At 74.8% G+C, this 18,138-nt stretch carries 16 protein-coding genes; 15 read left to right on the top strand and 1 reads right to left on the bottom strand.

The features are described 5' to 3' along the window. Positions 1–84 precede the first annotated feature (84 nt). From Q0840_RS18620 to Q0840_RS18560, 13 genes are all read left to right on the top strand, one after another. On the top strand, positions 85–1,197 hold the full coding sequence (locus tag Q0840_RS18620) for a flagellar biosynthesis protein FlhB (RefSeq protein WP_298462525.1): 1,113 nt from the start codon (positions 85–87) through the stop codon (positions 1,195–1,197). A 284-nt stretch (positions 1,198–1,481) separates the two neighbouring features. Beyond that, positions 1,482–3,542, top strand: coding sequence for a flagellar biosynthesis protein FlhA (locus Q0840_RS18615; RefSeq protein WP_298462522.1), 2,061 nt, complete (start codon positions 1,482–1,484; stop codon positions 3,540–3,542). Continuing rightward, positions 3,520–4,896: a hypothetical protein gene (locus tag Q0840_RS18610; protein ID WP_298462519.1), complete on the top strand. Its 1,377-nt coding sequence runs from the start codon at positions 3,520–3,522 to the stop codon at positions 4,894–4,896. Before Q0840_RS18615 ends, Q0840_RS18610 begins: the two co-directional genes overlap by 23 nt. A 73-nt stretch (positions 4,897–4,969) precedes the next feature. Beyond that, on the top strand, positions 4,970–5,206 hold the full coding sequence (gene csrA, locus Q0840_RS18605; RefSeq protein WP_298462517.1) for a carbon storage regulator CsrA: 237 nt from the start codon (positions 4,970–4,972) through the stop codon (positions 5,204–5,206). 175 nt (positions 5,207–5,381) lie between these two features. Next, a complete protein-coding gene (locus Q0840_RS18600) occupies positions 5,382–7,877 on the top strand; it encodes a chemotaxis protein CheA (protein WP_298462514.1) in 2,496 nt (831 codons plus the stop codon). Then, the gene (locus Q0840_RS18595) at positions 7,874–8,293 is read left to right on the top strand and encodes a chemotaxis protein CheW (protein WP_298462511.1); all 420 of its coding nucleotides are present in this window, start codon (positions 7,874–7,876) and stop codon (positions 8,291–8,293) included. The genes Q0840_RS18600 and Q0840_RS18595 overlap by 4 nt, the downstream gene beginning before the upstream one ends. A gap of 316 nt (positions 8,294–8,609) precedes the next feature. Continuing rightward, positions 8,610–10,253, top strand: coding sequence for a methyl-accepting chemotaxis protein (locus Q0840_RS18590; protein WP_298462508.1), 1,644 nt, complete (start codon positions 8,610–8,612; stop codon positions 10,251–10,253). 262 nt (positions 10,254–10,515) lie between these two features. Then, positions 10,516–11,718 carry a chemotaxis response regulator protein-glutamate methylesterase gene (locus tag Q0840_RS18585; protein ID WP_298462505.1) on the top strand — a complete coding sequence of 401 codons (1,203 nt, stop codon included), beginning with the start codon at positions 10,516–10,518 and terminating at the stop codon, positions 11,716–11,718. Beyond that, complete coding sequence (locus Q0840_RS18580; protein ID WP_298462502.1) at positions 11,715–12,539, top strand: protein-glutamate O-methyltransferase CheR; 825 nt, start codon at positions 11,715–11,717, stop codon at positions 12,537–12,539. The genes Q0840_RS18585 and Q0840_RS18580 overlap by 4 nt, the downstream gene beginning before the upstream one ends. After that, positions 12,536–12,931, top strand: a complete 396-nt coding sequence (locus Q0840_RS18575) for a response regulator (protein WP_298462499.1) — start codon at positions 12,536–12,538, stop codon at positions 12,929–12,931. Before Q0840_RS18580 ends, Q0840_RS18575 begins: the two co-directional genes overlap by 4 nt. Beyond that, positions 12,928–13,377, top strand: a complete 450-nt coding sequence (locus Q0840_RS18570; RefSeq protein ID WP_298462496.1) for a chemotaxis protein CheX — start codon at positions 12,928–12,930, stop codon at positions 13,375–13,377. Before Q0840_RS18575 ends, Q0840_RS18570 begins: the two co-directional genes overlap by 4 nt. A gap of 69 nt (positions 13,378–13,446) precedes the next feature. Next, positions 13,447–13,809 (top strand): response regulator, encoded by a 363-nt coding sequence (locus Q0840_RS18565; protein ID WP_298462493.1) that lies wholly within the window; start codon positions 13,447–13,449, stop codon positions 13,807–13,809. After that, a complete protein-coding gene (locus Q0840_RS18560) occupies positions 13,806–14,306 on the top strand; it encodes a hypothetical protein (protein ID WP_298462490.1) in 501 nt (166 codons plus the stop codon). The genes Q0840_RS18565 and Q0840_RS18560 overlap by 4 nt, the downstream gene beginning before the upstream one ends. Positions 14,307–14,462: 156 nt before the next feature. Here the strand turns inward: Q0840_RS18560 and Q0840_RS18555 are convergent, their stop codons facing one another. Continuing rightward, positions 14,463–15,092: a low molecular weight phosphatase family protein gene (locus Q0840_RS18555; protein WP_298462487.1), complete on the bottom strand. Its 630-nt coding sequence runs from the start codon at positions 15,090–15,092 to the stop codon at positions 14,463–14,465. A gap of 515 nt (positions 15,093–15,607) precedes the next feature. Here Q0840_RS18555 and Q0840_RS18550 point away from each other — a divergent pair. Further along, the gene (locus Q0840_RS18550) at positions 15,608–17,329 is read left to right on the top strand and encodes a DUF4012 domain-containing protein (RefSeq protein WP_298462485.1); all 1,722 of its coding nucleotides are present in this window, start codon (positions 15,608–15,610) and stop codon (positions 17,327–17,329) included. 47 nt (positions 17,330–17,376) lie between these two features. Then, the gene (locus tag Q0840_RS18545) at positions 17,377–17,916 is read left to right on the top strand and encodes a peptidase (RefSeq protein ID WP_298462483.1); all 540 of its coding nucleotides are present in this window, start codon (positions 17,377–17,379) and stop codon (positions 17,914–17,916) included. The last annotated feature ends 222 nt before the right edge of the window (positions 17,917–18,138 follow it).

The raw sequence follows: 18,138 nt of genomic DNA, 5'->3' as shown, positions 1-18,138 counted from the left end.
CGAGCGCAGCGAGCAGGGCACCGCCGGCGAGCCGCGGGCGCTGAGCCGGGGGAGGCGCTGCGAGCGCAGCGAGCAGGTGACGGCGTGAGCGGCGGTCAGGACAAGACCGAGAAGGCCACCCCGAAGCGCATGCGCGAGCTGCGCCGGGACGGGTCGCTGCAGCGCTCGCAGGACGTCTCGGCATGGCTCGGCATGGGCGCCGCCGGCGTCATGCTCACGGTCGTGCTGTCCGCGGGCCGGGACGCCGCCGTCGATCAGCTCGAGGCCGTGCGCGACGTCGTCGCGAAGCCCGACCCGGCGGTCGCGCTGGAGCTGCTCGGGCAGGGCCTGGGGTCGGTGCTGCGCACGCTCGCGCCGATGCTCGCCGTCGTCGTCGTCGCCGCGGTCGTCGCGTCGGCCGCCCAGGGCGGCCTGCACGTGTCGACCAAGAAGCTCAAGCCGACGTTCAAGCAGTTCAACGTGTTCGCCGGGGTCAAGCGCCTGGTCGGCGTCCAGTCGTGGTGGCAGGGCGGCAAGTCGCTGCTCAAGACGGCGGTCATCGGCGCGGTGCTGACCACCGTGGTGCAGGGGATCACCCCGTTGCTGCTGGCCTCCGGGGGGCTGTCGCTGCAGTCCGTGCTGGACGTGGCGCAGGATGGCGTCTCCTCGCTCATGCGCACCGCCGTCATGGCCGGCATCGCGCTCGCCGTCGTCGACGTCGTCTTCGTCAGCAAGCAGAACCGCAAGAAGACGAAGATGACGCTCAAGGAGGTCAAGGACGAGAACAAGAGCAGCGAGGGCGACCCGCTGCTCAAGGGTGCCATCCGCTCCAAGCAGCTCGCGATGAGCCGCAACCGCATGATGGCCGCCATCGGCGACGCCGACGTCGTCCTGGTCAACCCCACCCACGTCGCCGTCGCGCTGCGCTACGAGCCCGGCACCGGTGCGCCGCGCGTCGTCGCGAAGGGGGCCGGTCACGTCGCCGCCCGCATCCGCGCCGAGGCGAACGCCAAGCGCGTGCCGCTCGTGGAGGACATCCCGCTGGCGCGGGCCCTGCACGCGGCGTGCGAGCTCGGCCAGGAGATCCCCGCCGAGCTGTTCACCCAGGTCGCCAAGGTGCTCGCGTTCGTCATGGCGCTGCGCCGCCGCGGCGCCGCGCAGGGCACCCACCGCGTCCCGCAGACCCCCGCTCCGCCCCGCCCCGCCCGCGCCGCCTGACCCCCACTGGCCGAGTGCGACGTTGCGGACCGTTCCGGGCGCGCGAACGGTCCGCAACGTCGCACTGGGCACCTTGCGCTCGCCGAGTGCGACGTTCTGGACCGTTCGGGGCGCGTGAAGGGTCCGCAACGTCGCACTCGACCGGGTGGGGAACGGGCCGGCAGGCCGCGGGGCACCGGGAGACCCGTGACACCCGGGGCGGGGGCATCCCTCACAAAGGGGACGTTGCGCCCGATGGGACCGGCGAGCGGCCACGACCGCGGACGCACCGACGTGAGGAACCCATGACCAAGAACCGGAACATCGCCGGGCTCGCCGTCCCGGCGGGCGTCGTCGGCATCGTGATGCTGCTGGTCGTGCCCCTGCCGCCGGCCCTGCTGGACATGCTGATCGTGGTCAACATCGTCGGCTCGCTGGTGATCCTGCTGACGTCGATGTACGTCAAGCGGCCGCTGGACTTCTCGATCTTCCCGTCGCTGCTGCTGATCGCGACCCTGTTCCGGCTCGGGCTCAACGTCGCCTCGACCCGTCTGGTGCTCGGCGGCGGCTACGCGGGCGAGGTCATCGCCGCGTTCGGCCACTTCGTGGTGGGCGGCTCGCTGGTCATCGGCCTGGTCATCTTCCTGATCCTCGTGGTCATCCAGTTCGTCGTCATCACCAACGGCGCCGGCCGCGTCGCGGAGGTCGGGGCCCGGTTCACCCTCGACGCGATGCCCGGCAAGCAGATGGCCATCGACGCCGACCTGAACTCCGGCCTCATCGACGAGGACACCGCGCGCCAGCGCCGGGCCGACGTCGCGGGCGAGGCGGACTTCTACGGCGCGATGGACGGTGGGTCGAAGTTCGTCAAGGGCGACGCGATCGCCGGCATCATCATCACGGTCATCAACCTGGTCGGCGGCATCATCATCGGCGTCGTGCAGATGGGGATGGCGCCCGTCGAGGCCGTCGAGCGGTTCAGCCTGCTGACCATCGGCGACGGCCTGGTCACCCAGATCCCCGCCCTGCTGCTCTCGGTCTCCAGCGGCATCATCGTCACCCGCTCCACCGCGGACGCCGACCTCGGCTCGGCCGCCAGCACGCAGCTGACCCAGTCACGGCAGGCGCTGCAGATCGCCGGCGCGTCCGCGATCGCGATGGCGCTCATCCCCGGTCTGCCCAAGATCCCGTTCGTCCTCGTCGGCGCGACGCTGCTGGTCACCGCGCAGCGGATCAAGGCCCGCGACACCGCGGCCGAGGCCGACCGGGCCGCCGCGGCCGCCCAGCCGGGGGCAGCCCCGGCGTCGGCTGACACCCCCGAGGCGCTCATCGAGCAGATGCGCGTGCACGCCCTGGAGATCCAGCTGGCGCCCGACCTCGTCGACCTGGTCGGCGGGGGCGACGGCGACCTGCTCTCCCGGGTGCGCGGGCTGCGCCGCAAGATCGCGTTCGACCTCGGCGTCGTCGTGCCGCCGGTCCGGACCCGGGACTCCGTCGACCTGCCCCGGGGCACCTACGCCGTGCGCATCTCCGGGGTGGAGGTGGGTCGCGGCGAGCTCCCGCCCGGCCGCGTGCTCGCGTTGGGTGACGCGCTGGACGCCCTTCCCGGCCAGGCCGTCCACGAGCCGGTGTTCGGGCTGGCCGGCAAGTGGGTCCCGGCCGAGCTGCGGCACGCCGCGGAGATGTCCGGCGCGACCGTCGTCGACCGGGTGTCCGTGCTGATCACCCACCTCGGCTCGATCATCGCCAAGCACGCGTCCCGGCTGCTGACCCGGGAGGACGTCCGCGTGCTCACCGAGGGCGTCAAGGCGGTCAATCCCTCGGTCGTGGAGGAGCTCGTCCCCGGGCTGCTCAGCCTGGGCGAGGTCCAGCGGGTGCTGCACGGCCTGCTCGACGAGGGCGTGCCCATCCGCGACCTCGGCCGGATCTTCGAGGCGCTGTCCCTGCGCGCCAAGGACAGCACGCACGTCGGTGCCCTGGTCGAGTCGGCCCGCAGCGCGCTCGGTCCCGCGCTCGCCGCGCCCTACGGGGTCGACGGCGTGCTCCGCGTGCTGGTCGTGGACCCGATGGTCGAGCAGGCCCTGGTCGAGTCGCTGCGCCCGGCCGAGGGCGGCATGCAGATCATGCTCGACCCCGTCCGGGTGGACGCCCTGCTCGGGTCGGTGCGGGTCGGCGTGGAGAACGCCGAGCGGCTGGGCATGCCGGTCGTGCTCGCCTGCGCCCCGGCGCTGCGTGCCCCGCTGCGCGCGCTGGTGCTGCTCGCGACGCCGGACCTGCCCGTACTGTCGTACAACGAGGTGACCGAGTCGGGTCTGCGGATCGAGACGGTGGGGACGGTGCGTGATGCCCAGGCGGTTGCTGCTTGACGGGGACGACCTCCCCGCCCTGATGCAGCGCGTCCGGGCGGAGATGGGTTCGGACGCCGTGGTCGTCAAGGCCGAGCGGGTGCGGACCGGCGGCGTCGCCGGCTTCTTCGCCAAGGAGCGGTTCGAGCTCACCGTCGAGGTCCCCGACCGTCGTCCAGGTCACGGTGGGCGGCCGGCTGCCGCGCCCGCGCCGGTCGGCATGTCGGCGCTGCTCGACGCGGCGGACGCGGGTGACGGCGGCGACGGCGCGACCGTGCGGCGGTCGGCACCGGGCGGTCCGACGACGGCGCCCTCCCCGGCTGCGGTCCCCGGCGCACCCCGCGTCTCGACGGACGGCGACACGTTCGCGAGCCTGCTCGCCTCCATCGACGACATGGCGGACGTGCACCCGGCGACGCCCGCCTCGCCCACCGCGCCCGCCGGCCCCACCCCGGCCCCCGCCGCCGGCGTCTCTGCGCCCGCGGCCCCCGCCGACGACGCCGCCGCGCCGCCCCGGCCGGCGCACCCGGTCGCCCGGTTCGCGCCGCACGGAGCGACGGTGACCGCGGCGGCCTTCGGACCCCTGACGGCCACCGAGCCGTCGCCGGCCCCGGCCCCCTCGCCCGCGCCGTCACCCGCGCAGCCGGCGGCGGGCGAGCCCGCCGCGCTCCCTGCCGCGCCGTCGCCGGCCTCGCCCGATGCTCCCGCGGCAGCAGGCGGCGGGGACCGGCGCGCCCTGCTCGCCCTGGGCCTGCCGGCCGCCGTCGTCGGCGACGGCCCGCAGGACGAGCCGCTGCCGCTGTCCCCGCTGCTGTCCGGCCTGCCGCGCCCGCCCGCCCCGGTGCGCACGCCCGGGGCCGTGGTCGCGGTCGTGGGGGAGGACTCCGCGGCGCTCGCCATCGCGGTCCAGCTCGCGCAGCGCGCGCACCTCGAGCCCCGCGACGTCGCGCTGGCCGGGGCCATCGCGCCGGTCGCGGGGCACGGGCGGCGCCTGCTGAGCCCGGCGGCGGCCGCCCGTCACCGCGCCAAGGCCGTCACCGGCGAGCAGGTCAGCATCGTCGCGGTCGGGGTCGGCCCCGAGCCGGAGGACCGTGCCGTGGCCGCCGAGCTGCTCGCCGAGCTCGCCCCCGAGCAGTCGTGGGCCGTCGTCGACGCCCGCCGCAAGACCTCCGACCTGCGCGCCTGGCTGCACGACGTCGCCGGCCCCCGCCCCTTCGACGCGGTCGCGGCGGCCTGGGTCCACGCGACCGAGGAGCCCGGCACCGTGCTCGACCTCGGGCTGCCGGTCGGTTGGCTCGACGGGATGCCCGCCACCCCCGTGGTCTGGGCGGCGGTGCTCAGCGAGCGGCTGGACACCGGCGCGCGCTGGGACTGAGCACCGCCCCGCGCGGGGCGTCCGCCGCGACGGGTCGCCGCGCCCGTGGCCGCCCGGCGGGTACTGTCGGTCCATGCTGGTGCTGAGCCGTCGCGTCGGGGAGCGACTGATGATCGGGGACGACGTCGTCCTCACCGTCCTCGAGGTGCGCAGCGACGGCGTGCGCCTGGGCATCGACGCTCCGCGCTCCGTGGTCATCAACCGCGCCGAGGTGATCGAGGCGGTCACCCAGGCCAACGTCGAGGCGTCCACCGCCGACGACGACGCGGTGGACGCCCTGCGGCGGCTCATCCCGCCCCGCACCGGCTGACCGCCTCCCCGCTGCTCGTCCGCCGTCCGCCCGCCGGCTGCCCGGCGACGCGCGGCCTGCCGCCCCGCTGACGGGTCCGTCCGTCGCCCGACCGTTCCTCCTCAGGTCCGCCCCGCCTGTGTCGATGAGACCGAGAGTCAACGGTCAGCACAGGGAGGCAGACGTCGTGGAAGACATGGACGAGATCGTCCGTGAGTTCCTGGTCGAGAGCTACGAGAATCTCGACCAGCTGGACCAGGACCTGGTCGCGCTCGAGGGCGCGCCGGACTCACGTGAGCTGCTCAGCAGCGTGTTCCGCACCATCCACACGATCAAGGGCACCAGCGGCTTCCTCGCCTTCGGCCTCCTGGAGCGGGTCGCCCACGCCGGCGAGAACCTCCTGGTCGAGCTGCGCGACGGACGGCGGTCGATGGACCAGCCGACCACCGACGTGCTGCTGCTCATGGTCGACACCGTGCGCGCCATCCTGGGCCGCATCGAGAGCTCGGGCGCCGAGGGCGACGTGGCCGTCGACGCCGTCATCGAGCGCATCCACGCCGTCCTCGAGGGGCGCGCCCAGACCGCCGTCGAGCAGGCCGCTGCCGACGCCGTCGGGGAGGTCGCCCCGGCCGAGGCGGCACCGGTCGCGGACGCCGTCCCGGCCGAGGTCCCGGCCGCCGTGGCCGAGGCGGCAGCGCCCGCCCGCGCCGGCAAGGTGGGGCGTCGGTCGGCCGCCAAGGCCGCCAAGTCCGCCACGTCCGCCGCGGCGCAGCCCCCGACCGCCACGGGTGCCGTCGCCGTCGCCCAGTCGACCGGTCCGCGTGCCACGCCCACCGGCAGCCCGGCGCCCGCCGGCGTCGTGCCCGTCCCGCAGCCGGCGCCCGCCGCCGAGAGCGCCCCCGCGCCGCAGCCCGCCGCTGCGCCGTCGGCCGCCAAGGGCGGTCCCGGCGAGGGGGGCTCGGACACCCCGGGCCTGCGCACGGCGTCCGAGACGTCGATCCGCGTCGACGTCGAGCTGCTGGACGCCCTGATGCGCCAGGTCGGCGAGCTCGTGCTGGCCCGCAACCAGATCAGCCGGCTCGCGGACGGCAACGTCGACCTCGACCTCGTCCGCTCCGCGCAGCGCCTGAACCTGATCGCGTCCGAGCTGCAGGAGGGCGTCATGAAGACGCGCATGCAGCCCATCGACCACGTGTGGTCCAAGATGCCGCGGATCGTCCGCGACCTCGCCGCCGTCTGCGGCCGCCAGGTCCGCCTGGACATGATCGGTGGCGACACCGAGCTCGACCGCACCCTGCTGGAGGCCGTGAAGGACCCGTTGACGCACCTCGTGCGCAACGCGGTCGACCACGGCATCGAGCCGGCCGAGGTCCGGCAGGCCGCGGGCAAGGTCCCCACCGGCCTGCTCACCCTGCGCGCCTACCACGCCGGGGGCCAGGTCGTCGTCGAGGTCACCGACGACGGCAAGGGCATCGACCCGGAGAAGGTGGGGGCCAAGGCCGTCGAGCGCGGCCTGCGCACGGCCGACCAGGTCACCGGGATGAGCGCGCAGGACCTGCTGCAGATGCTCTTCCTGCCGGGCTTCTCCACGGCCGAGGCCGTCACCAACGTGTCCGGCCGCGGGGTCGGGATGGACGTCGTCCGGACCAAGATCGAGGCCATCGGCGGCACCGTCGAGGTCGAGTCGGTGGTCGGGCGCGGCACCACCTGGCGCCTGCGGATCCCGCTGACGCTCGCCATCATGCCCGCCCTGACGGTCGAGTCCGCGGGCGAGCTGTACGCGATCCCGCAGGTCAGCCTGCTGGAGCTGGTGGCCCTGGACGGCCAGAAGGCCGGCGGCGCCATCGAGTACGTCAACTCGGCCCCGGTGTACCGCCTGCGCGGGACCCTGCTGCCGCTGGTGACCCTGCGCGACGTGCTGGAGTTCGGCGCCGAGCGTGACGCGGACACCCCCACGGTGATCGCGGTGCTCCAGGCCGACACCCAGCGGTTCGGGCTCGTCGTCGACCGCGTGCTGAACACCGAGGAGATCGTCGTCAAGCCGCTCTCCGCGCGGCTCAAGGCGATCGGCACCTACGCGGGCGCCACCCTGCTCGGCGACGGGCGGGTCTCGCTCATCCTCGACGTGCAGGCGATCGCCCGCCGCACGCTGTCGGGGGAGTCGCTGGAGACCGACTGGGAGCAGTCGGCCGCCCAGGCCGCGAAGGCCGCGGACGCCGACCAGGTGCTGGTCGCCGGCATCGGCGGTGGACGCCGGGTCGCGATCCCGCTGTCCGCGGTGACCCGGCTCGAGCGCCTGCCCCAGGAGGTCATCGAGCACGTCGGTGGCCGCGAGGTCGTGCAGTACCGCGGCGCGATCGTCCCGCTGGTGCGGCTCGAGCGGCTGCTCGGCGGGTTCTCCGACCAGACGCCGGCCGAGCTGCTGGTGGTCGTCTACACGCGGGGTGCGCGCAGCGTCGCCATCGTCGTGCAGGAGATCGTCGACATCGTCGAGGACGACTTCAGCCAGCACAGCCAGATCGACGACCACGGGCTGGTCGGGTCCACCGTCCTGAAGGACCGGGTCACCGAGCTGCTCGACGTCAAGCAGGCCGTCATGGCCGCCGACCCGTCGTTCTTCGAGGGCGACCCCGAGGGCACGGCGACCGCCCACCTGTCCCAGCTCCACATCTTCGCGGAGGCCGTCGCATGAGCCGCCAGTTCGCCACCTTCACGCTCGACGGCGCCCGGTACGGCGTCGACGTCCTGCGGGTCCAGGAGGCGCTGCGCGCCCACACCCGGACGCCGGTCCCGCTCGCCCCGAAGGGCATCGCCGGCCTGGTGAACCTGCGCGGGCAGGTGGTCATGACCATCGACCTGCGCACCCAGCTGGGCATCACCCCGCGCAGCGCCGACGCGGAGCCGATGATGATCGTCGTCCAGGTCGACGGCGAGCCGATCAGCCTGCTGGTCGACGAGATCGGCGACGTCATCGACGTCGAGGACAGCCAGTTCGAGACCCCGCCGGACACGCTGCCGACGGCGCTGCGCGAGGTCATCCTCGGCGCGTACAAGCTGGACCAGGGCCTGCTGCTCGCCCTGGACGTCGGGCGCGCGACCGCCGCCTGACCCGCCGACCGACTGCCGGCCGACCGACTGCCGACCGACTGCCGGCGGGCCGGATCGCCGTCCGACCAGCACGGACCACCGGCACGGTGGGCCGTACCGATGCCCCGCACCCACGTCCAGGGTGCGGGGCCTCGGTGCGTCTGGGCCGGGCCCGGGGCTCTCACCCCGGATGGTTGCCCGCGGCATCCGTTGCACACAAGCACGGCGCGATGTCAAGTCGACTCCTCAGTGCGGGCCGCGGGCGACCGATGAGAGGGCGAGATCACCACCCTTCTCGCCATCGCCGATGACGCGGCCCGCACACTCAGGAGTCGACATGTCCGTCCCCCGCCCCGCGCAGGGTGCCTCCGCACCCTCGGACGCCCGCCCGCGCGGCGCGTTCACCTGGTTCACCGACCGGTCGGTGCGCACCCGGATCCTCACCGCCATCGGCGTGCTCGCCGTCGTGGCCGGCGGGACCGGGGCGATGGCCTTCCGCGCGCTCGGTGAGCTCGCCGGGGACACCGAGTCCCTCGCCACCATCCAGCGCACCGTGGTCGCCCAGCGCGGCGTCGTGCACCAGGACCAGCTCAAGGCCCGGCTCATCGTCGCCCAGCTCGGCGCCGTCCGGTCGCCCGAGCTGACCCAGGTGTGGCTGGACAAGCAGGAGTCGAACGACGCCGAGCTCGAGGCCGCCGCCGAGGCGTTCGAGGCCGCCGGCGGCGACGACGCGCCCAGCTGGGCGACCTTCCGCGAGGCGTACGCCGCGTGGCTCGAGGCGCGTGACGCGCAGCTGGTGCCGGCCGCGCTGGCCAACGACGGCAGCTACGACGCGGTCCTGGACGAAGTGAGCCAGCCGCTCATCGACGCCTACCTCGAGCCCCTCGATGCCGTGGAGGCCGAGGTCACCGCCTACGTCGACAACATCTCCGACGAGGCCGCGGCCGAGGCCGCCAGCGCCCAGCGGACCCTGCTCCTCACCCTCGCCGTGGCGCTCGTGGCCGTGGTCGCGCTCGGCTACGCCATCGCCCAGGGCATCCGCGGGTCGGTCACCTCGGTCCGCACGTCGCTGGAGGCCATGGCCGGCGGCGACCTGACCGTCCCGGCCGGCGTCACCTCGCGCGACGAGATCGGCGCCATGGCCGCGGCCCTGACCGCCGCCCAGTCCTCGCTGCGCGAGACCCTGTCCGGGGTCGCCGAGACGGCGCAGACCGTGGCCGCGGCCGCCGAGGAGCTGTCCGCGGCGAACACGCAGGTGGCCGCCGGGTCCGAGGCGTCCAGCGTCCAGGCCGGCGTGGTGGCCGCGGCCGCCGAGCAGGTGTCACGCAACGTCCAGACGGTGGCCGCCGGCGCCGAGCAGATGGGCGCCTCGATCCGCGAGATCGCCCAGAACGCCAACGAGGCGGCGAAGGCGTCGAGCCAAGCCGTCGCGCACGCGCAGTCCACGGCGGCGACCGTGTCCGGGCTGGGGGAGTCCTCCAAGGAGATCGGCAACGTCGTCAAGGTCATCACCTCGATCGCGGAGCAGACGAACCTGCTCGCCCTGAACGCGACGATCGAGGCCGCCCGCGCCGGGGAGGCCGGCAAGGGCTTCGCGGTCGTGGCCGGCGAGGTCAAGGAGCTCGCCCAGGAGTCCGCCCGCGCCGCGGAGGACATCGCCCAGCGGATCGCCGCCAACCAGGCCCAGACGTCGTCGGCGGTGGGCGCGATCGACGAGATCAGCGGCATCATCGCGTCGATCAACGACTACCAGCTGACCATCGCGTCCGCGGTCGAGGAGCAGACCGCGACGACCAACGAGATGTCGCGCTCGGTCACCGAGGCGGCGACCGGGTCCGGCGAGATCGCGGTCAACATCACCGGTGTGGCCAGCGCCGCGGCGTCCTCGTCCGACGTCGTCGGGCAGATGGGCATCTCCGTCGACGAGCTGGCGCGGATGTCGGCCGACCTGCGCGAGCGGGTGGGCCGCTTCACCTACTGATCACCGCCCCCGATGCCCCGCACCCCCCGAGGGGTGCGGGGCATCGCGCTGCCCGCTGCCCGCTGCCCGCTGCCCGCTGCCCGCTGCCCGCTGCCCGCCGACGACGACGTCCGGCGACGGCGATGCCCGACGGCGGCGACGCCCGATGCCTCCCGCGAGCGCTGCGGCCGGCGTCCCGCACGGCTCACAACCCCCCGTCCGCAGCCGATGAGCAGATGACGCCGGGACGGACCCGGCACCGATCGAGCGAACGGAGCGCCCTGTGTCCCGGATCCGGGTTCTGGTGGTGGACGACTCCGTCGTCGTCCGGCGGCTCGTCGCCGACGCGCTCGCCGTGGACCCCGCGATCGACGTGGTCGGCACCGCCGCGAACGGGCAGATCGCGCAGTCGAAGGTCGAGCAGCTCGCGCCGGACCTCATCACGATGGACATCGAGATGCCCGTCATGGACGGCATCGAGGCGGTCCGCACGCTGCGCCGATCCGGCTCGCGCGTCCCGATCATCATGTTCTCCACGCTGACCGAGCGGGGCGCGTCCGCGACCCTGGACGCGCTGTCGGCGGGGGCGACGGACTACGTCACCAAGCCGGCCAACGTCGGCAGCGTGCAGGAGTCCCTCGCGAGCGTCGCCGAGCAACTCGTGCCGAAGATCAAGGCGCTCGTCCCGCACCGTGGCCACCTCACGGGACCGGCCCGCACCACCGGGGCCGCAGCGGCACCGGGGCGCGCCGCGCTGACCAGCCCGCGTTCCGCGGCGCCGTCGCGCACCGTCCGGCTCGCGCCGGCCCCCGAGGTGACCCGGCCGGTCCGCGCCGTGATCATCGGCTCCTCGACCGGTGGCCCGGAGGCGCTGTCCCGCGTCTTCACCGCGATCGGGGCGGCCCTGCCGGTCCCGGTCGTCCTGGTCCAGCACATGCCGCCGGTGTTCACCCGTCAGCTCGCGGCCCGGCTGGACCGCCTCGGCGGCGCGACCGTCCTGGAGTCCGCCGGCGAGGAGGAGCTGCGCCCCGGCCACGTCTACGTCGCCCCCGGTGACCACCACCTCGAGCTGCGCAAGGCCGCGAGCGGCGCCCGGACGGTGCTCACCCGCACCGCCCCGGTGAACTTCTGCCGTCCCGCGGTCGACGTGCTCTTCCGCTCCGCCGTCCAGGTCTACGGCGGCGACCTGCTCGCCGTCGTGCTGACCGGGATGGGGACCGACGGCCGGGCCGGCTGCGAGGACGTCCTCGCCGCCGGCGGTCAGGTCCTCGCGCAGGACGAGGCGTCCAGCGTGGTGTGGGGCATGCCCGGCGCCGTCGCGACCGCGGGCCTCGCGCACCGCGTGCTGCCGCTCGACGAGGTCGCGTCCGCCGTCGTCGGCATCGTCCACGCCGGCGCCCGCACCCCCGTCTCCCGTCCCGTCGCGCACGCCGTGCGCGGCCCGATCGCCGGCATCGGCGCTCTCACCCCCGGAGGTGCCCTGTGACCCTCGCTCCCGACACGTTCACCTTCGTCGCCGACCTCGTACGCCAGCGCAGCGCGATCCAGCTGGAGGCCGGCAAGGAGTACCTCGTGGAGAGCCGGCTGCTGCCGCTCGCCCGGGACGCCAAGGCCGGCTCGGTGGACGCCTACGTCCGCGCCCTGCGCGGTGTCCCGCAGCAGCGCGAGTACGACCGGGTGGTCGAGGCGCTGACCACGAACGAGACGTCGTGGTTCCGCGACGTCAGCCCCTTCAAGGCGCTCACCGACCACGTCGTGCCCGAGCTGCTCGGGGCCCGCCCCGGCACGTCGTCGCTGCGGATCTGGTCGGCGGCCTGCTCCACCGGCCAGGAGGCGTACACGATCGGCATGTCGCTGCTGGACAGCGCCCCGAACCTGCGGGTGCAGATCACCGCGACGGACCTGTCGGAGGAGGTGCTCACCCGCGGCCGCTCGGGCCGGTACAGCCAGCTCGAGGTCAACCGCGGGCTTCCCGCCCCGATGCTCGTCAAGCACTTCACCCGGGTGGGCACGGACTGGGAGATCAGCCAGCGGCTGCGCTCCCAGGTCACGTTCTCGAAGAACAACCTGCTGCACGCGCCGCCCGTGGGTGGCCCGTACGACGTGGTCTTCCTGCGCAACGTGCTCATCTACTTCGACCTGGCCACCAAGCGCGACGTGCTGCGCCGCGTCCGGGGCGTCGTGCGCCCCGGTGGCTTCCTGTTCCTCGGCGCCGCCGAGACCACCATCGGCATCGACGACGGCTGGGAGCGGATCCCGGTCGGCCGCAGCTCCGTCTACCGACTCAACGCCCGGAGGGCAGCATGAGAGCACTTGTCATCGACGACTCCCGGGCGATGCGACGCATCGTCTCGGGGATCCTCGCCGGGATCGGGTACGAGACGGCCGAGGCGGGGGACGGGCGTCAGGCCCTGGACCTGCTCGAGGCGGGGGAGACCTTCGACCTGGCGTGCATCGACTGGAACATGCCGGTCATGAACGGCCTGGAGTTCGTCGTCGCCGTCCGGGCGAACCGGGCCTGGCGCGACATGACGATGATGATGGTCACCACGGAGAGCGAGCACGGCCAGATCGTGCGGGCGCTCGCGGCCGGTGCCCACGAGTACCTGATCAAGCCCTTCACCCCCGACGCGATCCGCGACAAGCTCGAGCTGCTCGGGCTCGTGCCGCAGGCGGACCTTATTGAGGAGCCGGTATGAGCACCCTGACGCCCTTCGACACCCAGATCTCGGCGATCGCCGAGGAGGTCTTCGCCGCCATGATCGACGGCGAGCCGGGTCACCTGGTCGCGCTGCCCGACGGCGCCCCGCTCACCGACCCGGTGTACGCGTGGGTCGACATGCACGCCGGCGTCACCGGGCGCGCGCTGCTCGCCACCGACGTCGCCACCGCGCACGACCTGGCGCGGGCGCTGCTGCAGATGGGCGCCGACGAGCCGGTCGGCGAGGCGGACCTGGTCGACGCGTTCGGCGAGGTCGCCAACGTCGTCGGCGGCAACCTCAAGGCGCTGCTGCCGGTGCAGGGCACGCTCACGCTGCCGCAGGTCGGCCGCGAGCGGCCGGACCTGTCCGGGGCGACCCAGGTCGACGCGGTCGCGCTGATGTGGCGCGGGCAGCCGCTCGACATCACCGTGTGGCAGATCTGACGGCACGACCGTGCCGTCGCAGGACATCGAACGACCCAGCACGACGACAACGAGTGGGAGGAGAGGACCATGCTGCGAGTAGTGGTCGCGGACGACAGCCGGGTGATGCGCCAGATCGTGGTGCGCACGCTGCGGCAGGCCGGGTACGACTGGGACATCACCGAGGCGGTCGACGGCGCGGAGGCGTTCCAGATCGCCCGCGCGGAGCAGCCCGACCTGGTGCTGTCGGACTGGAACATGCCGAACATGACGGGGATCGACCTGCTGCGCGCGCTGCGTGCAGCCGGTGACGACGTGCCGTTCGGCTTCGTGACGTCGGAGGGCTCGCCCGAGATGCGCGAGCAGGCCGACGCAGCCGGGGCGCTGTTCCTGGTGGCCAAGCCGTTCACCGCGGAGTCCTTCCGCGAGGTCATCGAGCCGGTGCTGGCATGAGCGCCACGACGACCGAGATCACGCCGCTGCCGTCCGCGAAGGACGTCCGCGACCTGCTCGAGGGCATGCTCGGTCGCGACGTCGACGTGACCACCGGGGGCGCCATGGTCGACCCGCACGCCGGCGACGGCGCGCAGGTCGGCATCTACGTGGACCGTCACCTGGGCCTGCGCGCCCTCGTGCTCACCGACCTGCCGCTCGCCGCGCGGGCCGGGGCGGCGATCGCCCTGATGCCGGCCGGCGGTGCGGAGGTCGCCATCGAGGAGGGGCAGCTGTCCCCGGCGCTGTACGAGAACGCCTACGAGATCCTCAACGTGATGGCGTCGCTGTTCAACGCCGAGGGCGCCCCGCACGTCAAGCTCGACGCCTGCTACGGGCCCGGCGAGAGCCTGCCGGCCGACGTCGCGCAGTGGGTGCTGGCGTACGTGCGCCGCATCGACCTCGACGTCGACGTCAAGGGCTACGGGCCGGGCAAGCTGTCGGTCCTGGCGATCTGAGGTCGGGCGACCATCCCCTCCCGTCCCCGCCCCGGCCGTCCCGGCGCCCCGCTCACCCCGCCCATCCTGCCCCGCCCGGCGCCGCTGCCCACCCCGCCCACCCCGCCGAGTGAGACGTTCCGGACCCTTCGCCGCGCGCGAACGGCCCGGAACGTCTCACTCGCGCGCGTGCGGGCGGGTGCCGACGACGCGCGCGATGGTCGCGACGGCGGGCTGCAGCTCGGCGAAGGACTGCGCGAACACGTCGTCGCTGTGGCCCCACGGGTCGACGACGTCGTCGCTGCCGGTCACGCCGGCCTGCATGCCGCGCTGCGCCGCCGCGAGCGGGATGAGCGCCGCCAGACGCTCCGCCGTGGAGCCCTCGGGCAGTGCGGCCGGGTCGATCCCGGCGGCCAGGCGCGCGAGCTCGCGCAGCGTGAAGGTGCGGCGGACGGCGCCCGGGTGCATGGCCACGATCCTCGACCGGTGCGCCTTGGTCAACGCCAGCACCAGGTCGGACTCCTTGAGGATCGCCTCGGTGAGCTGGCGGGCCGCGAAGCCCGCGACGGAGGCCCCGGCGGCCTCGACCAGCGTCGCCATCTGCGTCGGGACGGGCGCCCCGACGACGGCGCCCACGCCCGCGCTCGCCACGACGACCTGCGACCGGTCGCTCGCCGTCGCGGCGTGGTCGACTCCCAGCTCGGTCGCCAGCAGGCGCTCGACCGCGGGCGACCGGCAGATGTTGCCGGTGCACACCGCCAGGACGGTGAAGGGTCGCTCCGGGGTGACGGCGTTCTGCGCAGGCACGCGTCGAGCTCCTCGAGGTCGGTCGTCGGTCGGGTGGTGGCACCGCGAGCGGTCCCTGGCGTCAGTGTGTCCCGGCCCGGGCACGGGCACCAACCCCGACCAGGTCGACCCCGTCCGTCCCGCCAGGAGAGGTGCGTCCGGCCATGCAGGTGACCCATCCCGAGCGCGTCCCCACGCTCGCCGGCGACGTGCCCTCCCCACGGGGCGCGACGTGCGGTGCGGCGTCGGCGGCCGCACCCGGTGCGCCCGGTGCGGCCGGTGCGGCCGGTGCGCGGGGCGCGGGGCGCGCACCGGGTGCGCCGGCCGCCGCCGGTGCGCCGGGTCTCCCCACCGTGCCCACGCCCGCGCCCCAGCCCGACGCACCCGCGCCCGAGCTCGACACCGTGGTTGCGCCCGCCCCCGGCCCGCGGCGACCCCGCCCGTCCGACGCCCCCCGCCGGTCCCGGCGCTCCCGGCGCTCCCGGCGACCCGGACGCGCGACCTGGCGTCGTCGGGCACTGGGCGCCGTCGCGGTGGTGACCCTGCTGGTGGTGGCCTGGATCGGCTGGCTCGCGCTCGACGCGCTGCGCGCCCGCGACGCCCTGACCGCTGCCGCCGGCGAGGTCACGGCCCTGCGGACCCAGGTGCTCGCCGGTGACCGGCCGGGAGCCGAGGCGACTCTCGCCGACCTGCAGGCGCATGCCGCGACGGCGCACGACCGCACGCACGGCCCGCACTGGACGCTCGTCGGCGCGGTGCCCGGGATCGGGCCCACGGTCGGTGCCGTCCAGACCGTCAGCGAGGTCGTGGGCGCGCTGACCACGCAGGCGCTGCCGGCCTTGATGGACGCCACGGCGCTGGCCGACCCCGCCGCCCTCGCGCCGGTGGACGGGCGCATCGACCTGGCTCCGCTGACCGCCGCCGCCCCCGGCGTGGTGGCCGCCGACGCCGCGGTCCACGACGCGCTGACCACGCTGCGCGGCGTCGACGCCGACGCCGTCGTCGGGCCCTTCGCGGCCCAGCTCGGCCGGCTGGACGCACAGCTCGCCGACGTCGCCGCGACCACGGCGACGGCCGCTCGGGCGGTGCAGCTGCTGCCGCCCATGCTCGGCGCCGACGGTCCGCGGCAGTACCTGCTGCTGGTGCAGAACAACGCCGAGCCCCGCGCGACCGGGGGGATCCCGGGGTCGGTCGTGCTGCTGCGCGCGGCCGACGGCCGGGTCGAGACCGTCGACCAGCGCCCCGGCGGCTCCCTGGGCAACCTCGCGGCGCCCGTGCTGCCCCTCACCGCTCAGGAGGAGGCGCTGTTCGGCCCCGACCTGTCCGCCGACATGCGCGACGTCACCTTCACCCCGGACTTCCCGCGCTCGGGCGAGCTCGCCCGAGCGATCTGGCAGCAGGAGGTCGGCGGCACGGTCGACGGCGTGCTGTCGATCGACCCCGGCGCGCTCGCCCACGTGCTCGGGGCCACCGGCCCCGTCGCTCTGCCCGGCGGTCGGTCGCTGACCGCCGACAACGCTGTCGCGCTGCTGCTCAACACCGTGTACCTCGAGCTGGCGCCGGCGGCGCAGGACGCCTTCTTCGGCGTGACGTCCGACGCCGTCTTCCACGCCCTCGTCTCCGGCCAGGGAGAGCCTGCGGCCGCGGTGGAGGCGCTCGCGCGCAGCGCCGGTGAGGGACGGCTCATGGTGTGGTCCGCGCACCCGCAGGAGCAGAGTCTGCTGTCCGGCACGGCCGTGAGCGGGGAGCTGGTGGGCGTCCGGGGGGACTCGCCCGTGCTCGGCGTGTACCTCAACGACGGCAGCGCCGCGAAGATGGGCTACTACCTGCGCCGCGACGTCACGGTGACGTCGACCGGCTGCACCGCCGACGGCGCCCAGGCGCTCACCGCGTCCGTGACCCTCACCTCGACCGCCCCGGCCGACGCCGCCGACCTCCCGCCGTACCTCACCGGGACCCTGCTGCCCGCCGGCGAGCTGCGCACCAACGTGCTCGTCTACGCGCCGTCCGGCGGCAGCGTCGAGTCGGTCCGGGTGACCGGAGCCGATCCCGGCGTGTTCGCCCAGACCCATGACGGCCTCGCCGTCGTCGGCAAGACGGTGCAGCTGAAGCCGGGCGAGTCGGTGCGGATCGACCTCGACGTCGTCACCGGGCCGGGCCAGACCGGCGACGCCGTCGTGCGGACGACCCCGATGGCCACCGGAGATGTCAGGACGGGGCCCACGGGTTGCTCATCACCCGGGGCGACCGGCCGATAGGTGGGGTGTCGAGCAAACAGCCTCGCCTCACTCCTGGGAGAAGAATCGTGACCCGTCGTACCGCTCTCGTCGCCGCCGCCGCGGCCGCTCTCGTCCTCGCCCCGACCGCTGCCATGGCGTACGACGCCCCCGGCTTCGCGTCCTCGGTGTCCGACCCGACGCCGGTTGCCGGCACCCCGATCACCTTCGCGGTGAACGGCAACCCCGCCATCGCCGGCAAGACGGTCCTGCTCACCGTCACCTCGACGCCCGCGTCGCTGCCGAACAGCGCCATCCAGATCGCCGGCACCGCCACGGCCACCAAGGTCGCCGGTGCCAACGGTGACGTCACCTTCTCGGTCACGCTGAGCCAGGCCGGCACCTACGACGCCGTCGCGACGGTCGACGGCCAGGCCGTCAGCACCCAGTCGCTCGCCGTCGCCGCCCAGGGCACCGCCGCCGCCAAGGCCGCGGACGCCGACAACGGCCTGGCCGAGACCGGCTTCGACGGTGCGGGCCTCGCGGCCGGCGCCGGCGCGCTCGTCCTCGCGGGCGCCGGTGCAGTGCTCGTGGCCAAGCGCCGCCAGTCGGTGCAGGTCGGCGCCTGATCGTCCAGGCGTCGCCGCCGCGCAGCGCGCGGTAGCTCACACCACAGGGCCGGGGGCCCCCCCCCCACGGGGGGGGCCCCCCCCCCCGCGGGGGGGCCCCCCCCCCCCCCCCCCCCCCCCCCCCCGGGCGGCCCCCCCCCCCCCCCCGGGGCCCCGGGGGCCCCCCCCCCCCCCCCGCGGCCGCAACCGGCCCGACCCTTACACCCGCCCCCCCCCCCCAAC

It is taken from the genome of uncultured Cellulomonas sp., from assembly GCF_947494015.1.
Taxonomy (GTDB): domain Bacteria; phylum Actinomycetota; class Actinomycetes; order Actinomycetales; family Cellulomonadaceae; genus Pengzhenrongella.
This window is presented reverse-complemented; position numbering and strand designations above follow the sequence as displayed.

Bases quoted from the DNA above. Each gene is read 5' to 3' on its own strand.
- Q0840_RS18615 (WP_298462522.1), top strand. From the start codon at position 1,482: ATGACCAAGAACCGGAACATCGCCGGGCTCGCCGTCCCGGCGGGCGTC.
- Q0840_RS18610 (WP_298462519.1), top strand. From the start codon at position 3,520: ATGCCCAGGCGGTTGCTGCTTGACGGGGACGACCTCCCCGCCCTGATG.
- csrA (WP_298462517.1), top strand. From the start codon at position 4,970: ATGCTGGTGCTGAGCCGTCGCGTCGGGGAGCGACTGATGATCGGGGAC.
- Q0840_RS18600 (WP_298462514.1), top strand. From the start codon at position 5,382: ATGGACGAGATCGTCCGTGAGTTCCTGGTCGAGAGCTACGAGAATCTC.
- Q0840_RS18595 (WP_298462511.1), top strand. From the start codon at position 7,874: ATGAGCCGCCAGTTCGCCACCTTCACGCTCGACGGCGCCCGGTACGGC.
- Q0840_RS18590 (WP_298462508.1), top strand. From the start codon at position 8,610: ATGTCCGTCCCCCGCCCCGCGCAGGGTGCCTCCGCACCCTCGGACGCC.
- Q0840_RS18575 (WP_298462499.1), top strand. From the start codon at position 12,536: ATGAGAGCACTTGTCATCGACGACTCCCGGGCGATGCGACGCATCGTC.
- Q0840_RS18570 (WP_298462496.1), top strand. From the start codon at position 12,928: ATGAGCACCCTGACGCCCTTCGACACCCAGATCTCGGCGATCGCCGAG.
- Q0840_RS18565 (WP_298462493.1), top strand. From the start codon at position 13,447: ATGCTGCGAGTAGTGGTCGCGGACGACAGCCGGGTGATGCGCCAGATC.
- Q0840_RS18560 (WP_298462490.1), top strand. From the start codon at position 13,806: ATGAGCGCCACGACGACCGAGATCACGCCGCTGCCGTCCGCGAAGGAC.